Annotated in this window: 3 protein-coding genes; 1 reads left to right on the top strand and 2 read right to left on the bottom strand. The window is 70.3% G+C overall.

The window, feature by feature from the left end:
• On the top strand, positions 1-153 hold a 153-nt coding region (locus K789_RS26440; RefSeq protein ID WP_029704837.1), incomplete at its 5' end, for an excalibur calcium-binding domain-containing protein.
• 19 nt (positions 154-172) lie between these two features.
• Here K789_RS26440 and K789_RS0110105 read toward each other — a convergent pair.
• Both K789_RS0110105 and K789_RS0110100 read right to left on the bottom strand, forming a co-directional pair.
• Complete coding sequence (locus tag K789_RS0110105; RefSeq protein WP_024366652.1) at positions 173-2,800, bottom strand: trehalase-like domain-containing protein; 2,628 nt, start codon at positions 2,798-2,800, stop codon at positions 173-175.
• Positions 2,801-3,044: 244 nt separating this feature from the next.
• Positions 3,045-4,034, bottom strand: coding sequence for an LLM class flavin-dependent oxidoreductase (locus K789_RS0110100; RefSeq protein ID WP_024366651.1), 990 nt, complete (start codon positions 4,032-4,034; stop codon positions 3,045-3,047).
• Between the last annotated feature and the right edge of the window lie 137 nt (positions 4,035-4,171).

Genomic DNA, 4,171 nt, shown 5'->3' with positions numbered 1-4,171 from the left:
CAAGTTCCGGCGGACCCAGCCCCGGTCGACGCAGCGGTCTACTACGCGAACTGCGCCGCGGCCCGGGCCGCCGGAGCCGCACCGCTGCGGGCAGGCCGGCCCGGCTACCGCGAGCAGATGGACGGCGACCGCGACGGCGTCGCCTGCGAATAGGGGGACGGGTCCTGCGGACCTAGTTCTTCGGCAGCGCGTCCAGCAGCCGCGCGCAGCGGATGAAACCCAGATGCGAGTACGCCTGCGGATGGTTTCCCAGATGCGTTTCAGTGCCTGGATCGTACTCCTCAGGCAGCAGCCCGGTGGGCCCGAACAGGTTGACCAGCTGGTCGAACAGGTCCCAGGCCTCCTCGATCCGCCCCACCGCCACGTAGGCCTCGATCAGCCACGTGGTGCAGATGTGGAAGCCGCCCTCCAGGCCCGGCAGGCCGTCGTCGTACCGGTAGCGGAACACGGTGGGACCCACGCGCAGTTCACGTTCCACTGCCGTGACCGTGTCCAGGAAGCGCTGGTCGGCGACGTCCAGGAGGCCGGACAGCCCGATGTGCAGCACCGCGGCGTCCAGGTCCGGGCTGTCGTAGGCCACGGTGTACGACGCGGCACCCTCATCCCAGCCCTTACGCAGGACTTCCTCCCGGATGACCGCCGCCGTCGGCTCCCACTCCGGAAGCGGCGCCCGGCCGTGCCGGGCGGCGGTGCGCAGCGCCCGGTCCAGGGCCACCCAGCACATCACCTTGGTGTAGATGTGGTGCCGGGGCGCCCGCCGGGCTTCCCAGATCCCGTGGTCCGCCTCGTGCCAGCGGGCCAGGACGGCGGCAGCCATCTGGACCATCAGCTCCCAGTGGGCATCGGCCAGCGCCCCCTGCCGCTCACTCAGGGCGTCGATGAGCTCGGCGATCGGCCCGAAAACGTCCAGCTGCACCTGATGGTCCGCGGCGTTGCCGATCCGGACCGGCCGGGAGCCCGCGTAGCCGGGGAGGCTCTCGATGATGGCCTCGGTGGACAGCGGCGCCCCGGTGACTGAATAGAGCGGGTGCAGCCACTCCGGGCCGGGCGCGTGGGCAAGAATCCGGCCCAGCCAGGCCAGGAATCCCTCCGCCTCCGAGGTCGAACCGAGGTCCACCAGCGCGTTGACCGTCATGGAACCGTCCCGCAGCCAGCAGTACCGGTAGTCCCAGTTCCGGGTGCCGCCGATCCCCTCCGGCAGCGACGTGGTGGGCGCGGCCAGCACCGCACCGGTGGGCTCGTGGACCAGGGCGCGGAGCACCAGTGCGGACCGCCGGACCAGGGAGGGTTTCACGGCGGGCAGCTGCAGCGCCTGCACCCAGCGCCGGGAATGATTCGCGACGGCGGCGCGGCGCGAGTTTTCCTCGGGCGGCTTTGCGCGCTGGGGTTCCGTGTCGCCGCAGCGCAGGTTCAGCACTACGGGGCCGTGCCGCAGCTCGACGTCGGCCGTGGCGGTGGCGTGGCGGCCGTCCGAGGTGATCGTGAAGCCGACGCCGGGGGCGAGCAGGATGATGGGGTCCGCGGTCCCCACGACGTGCAGCTCCGCTCCGCGGGCCTCCATGCTGAAGGGTGCGTTCGCGTAGTCCGGGCGGGGCGCAAAGACAATCCGCGCCGTCCCCGTGCCCGAAAGCACCCGGACCAGGCTGGTAACACCTTCCGGTGCCGGTTCCAGGTAGTCAGTGACGGTGACGTCGGCCCAGCGGGTTTCCACGATCATGGTGCTGTCCACATAGCGCTGGCCCAGAACCTGCGAGGCTTTCACCGGTTCCACCGAAAAATGGCCGGCCGCGTCACCGCCGAGGAGGTGCGCAAAGAGGGATCCCGAGTCCGGCAGCGGGTGGCTCATCCAGCAGATCCTGGCATCCGGGGTGATGAGGGCCGTGGAGGAGCCGTTGCCGATCATGGAATACCGCTCGAGCCCGACCGCGTCCTCCCCGAACAGCCAGGCCCTCCGCAGTTCAAAGAGGATGGCCAGCACCCGGGCGAAGGATTCGGGGTCCCGCAGCCGGTGTGCGGCGAGCGTCGGGCCCTCCCCCACCCGCAGGGCCATGTCCGGCCCGCGCAAGGTGGCCATCGCCAGCTCATCGCTGGCGGCGTCCCCCGCGTAAAGGGCTGCGCTGACGCCGAGCATGGAGCGCAGGTGTTCCAGGGCGCCGGCCTTGGCCGGCTCGACGACGGACAGGTCCAGGACCGAGCCGTCCACAATGAAGGACAGCCCGTGCGCCCGGGCGATTTCCTCCGCCTGCTGCGTGGCCAGCGCGACGACGTCGGGCGCGGCCGGGCGGGTGTGCACGGACACGGCGACGGGCTTCCGCTCCATGGTGATGCCACGGTAGGCGCCCACCGTTTCGGCGAGCGCCTGGCTGGCCTGCTGCAGCACGGATTCGGTGGCCAGGGACAGGCCGTGGGCGTAGCCCATGTCGAACTCGGCGCCGTGCGAACCGACCAGGTGCACTTCGGCGGGGAGCCGGGAGACGGCGGCCAGGTCACGCAGGGAACGCCCCGAGATGACGGCGGCGTGGGTGTTGGGGAGGGCAGCCAGCGCGCGGAGGGCAATCGCCGCACTGCCCAGCGGCAGGGTCTCGGTGGAGATGCCTTCCGCGGCGCACAGGGTTCCGCCGTAGTTGCAGGCCACGAGCAGCCCCGGGCTGCGGGCCAGGATCTTGAGTTCCGCCAGCAGCTGCGGCGTCAGCCCGTCGTCGGCGGCGTTGGTCTGCACGAAAGCCCGGAGCAGGCCCAGCGGCAGGGACTTCGTCAGGAGGGCAGAATCGGCCAGGGACTGGTTCAGCGGAGTGGGCATGCGCGGAGTCCTTCGATTAGTCCCCAATGCCTGCGTGAGACCGCCTGTGAAGGGCGTGCTCCCAGTATCCGCCCGGCCCGATTTCCCGCGAGTGTCCCGGCTGTTGCAGCTGTGTAACATCCGCAACCGGCCCGCGTCACTCAGGGCAGGTTATCGGCGGCCAAGATGCCGTCCCACCGCGCCGTTCCGCGGTAGGACGGCGTCGGACCTCGCAAAAGCCTGCCGGGAGTGACGGAACCCCCGGCTACACCCGCACGAGTCCGGCGACGTCGGCGAGGAGCTGCACCGAGCGCAGCCGGGCCTCGGTGCCGGTGCTTTGGTGCGCGACGATGAGCTCGTCGGCGTCGGCGTGGGCGGTGAATCCGTCCAGGTATTCCAGCACGGCATCCGGGGTGCCTACGGCGGAATACTTCATCATCTGGGCCACGTGCTGGCCCTGCGGGGAGTCCAGGATCATGTCCGCCTCGTCGTCGCTGAACTCGCGGCCGTTGCCGAAGAACAGCGAGACGCGGGCGCGTTTGGTGGCCTGGAACATCTCCTGCGCCTCGGCCGCGGAATCCGCCGCGATCACGTTGACGCCGGCGATCACGTGCGGGGCATCCAGCTGCGCGGAGGGCTGGAAATCGCGGCGGTAGATGGCGACGGCGTCCCGGAGTGCGCTCGGCGCAAAGTGCGAGGCGAAGGCGTACGGCAGGCCCAGCTGCGCAGCGAGCTTGGCGCCGAACAGCGAGGATCCCAGGATGTACAGGGGAACATTGGTGCCCTTGCCCGGGGTGGCCTCCACGCCCTGGATGCGGGTGGGACCGGTCAGGTAGCCCTGGAGTTCCAGCACGTCCTGCGGGAAGCTGTCCGAGGACATCGGGTCACGCCGCAGGGCACGCAGCGTGTTCTGGTCGCTGCCGGGTGCGCGGCCCAGACCGAGGTCGATCCGGCCCGGGTGCAAGGTCTCGAGCGTGCCGAACTGCTCGGCGATGGTCAGCGGGGAGTGGTTGGGCAGCATCACGCCGCCGGCGCCGAGCCGGATGCTCTCGGTCTGCGCGGCGATGTGTGCGATGAGCACGCTGGTGGCCGACGAGGCGATGGCGGACATGTTGTGGTGCTCGGCGTACCAGACGCGCCGGTAGCCCAGCTTCTCGGCGAGCTGCGCCATGGCCACGCTTCCCGCGAAGCTTTCTGCCGCCGTCTGGCCCTTGCCGATGGTTGCCAGGTCAAGGATGGAAAGCGGAACAGTCACGGAAAAGCCGGCCTTTCGTAGCGGGGAAGTCTCAGGCGCCGCGCCGGGTCCCGGCACGGTCACACTGTGGACAACGACGCCGGGCTCCGGGATATTTCTGCCGCAGCTGTGGCACTGCCCATGCGGTTGTTCCCGCC

The sequence above is a fragment of the Arthrobacter sp. TB 26 genome (assembly GCF_000427315.1).
Lineage (GTDB): Bacteria > Actinomycetota > Actinomycetes > Actinomycetales > Micrococcaceae > Arthrobacter.
This window is presented reverse-complemented; position numbering and strand designations above follow the sequence as displayed.

Coding starts and splice junctions, on each gene's coding strand:
- K789_RS0110105 (WP_024366652.1), bottom strand. CDS start 2,800: ATGCCCACTCCGCTGAACCAGTCCCTGGCCGATTCTGCCCTCCTGACG.